Origin of the sequence: Nostoc sp. KVJ20 (genome assembly GCF_001712795.1) — a bacterium.
In the GTDB taxonomy this organism is placed as follows: domain Bacteria; phylum Cyanobacteriota; class Cyanobacteriia; order Cyanobacteriales; family Nostocaceae; genus Nostoc.
Map to the genome: position 1 here is coordinate 6,279 of NZ_KV757684.1, position 620 is coordinate 6,898.

The 620-nt window shown below is 47.7% G+C and carries 1 protein-coding gene; it reads left to right on the forward strand.

Going from position 1 to position 620, the window contains the following annotated elements:
- Positions 1 to 27 precede the first annotated feature (27 nt).
- Positions 28 to 620 (forward strand): tetratricopeptide repeat protein (locus tag A4S05_RS28455; RefSeq protein ID WP_256091217.1); only part of this gene is annotated, 593 nt, incomplete at its 3' end.

Below are 620 nucleotides of genomic sequence, written 5' to 3' on the forward strand. Positions count from 1 at the left end.
GCTTTGCAAATTGACCCAAACTTTGCAATGGCTCACAATAACTTGGGGAATGCACTGTACGGTCAAGGGAAATCGGAACAAGCGATCGCTGCCTACCAAAGAGCTTTGCAAATCGACCCAAACTATGCAATCGCTCACAATAACCTGGGGAAGGCGCTGTACGGTCAAGGGAAATTGGAACAAGTGATTGCCGCCTACCAAAGAGCTTTACAAATTGACCCAAACTTTGCAAGCGCTCACAATAACTTGGGGAATACGCTGTACGAACAAGGGAAATTGGAAGAAGCGATCGCCGCCTACCAAAGAACTTTGCAAATTGACCCAAACAATGCTACTGCTCACAATAACCTGGGGCTAGTGCTGCACGGTCAAGGGAAGTTGGAAGAAGCGATCGCCGCCTACCAAAGAACTTTGCAAATTGACCCAAATAATGCTACTGCTCACTACAACTTGGGGAATGCGCTGTACGAACAAGGGAAAGTGAAAGAAGCGATCGCCGCCTACCAAAGAACTTTGCAAATTGACCCAAACTATGCAAACGCTCACAATAACCTGGGGCGAGTGCGGTACAATCAAGGGAAGTTGGAAGAAGCGATCTCCGCCTACCAAAGAGCTTTGCA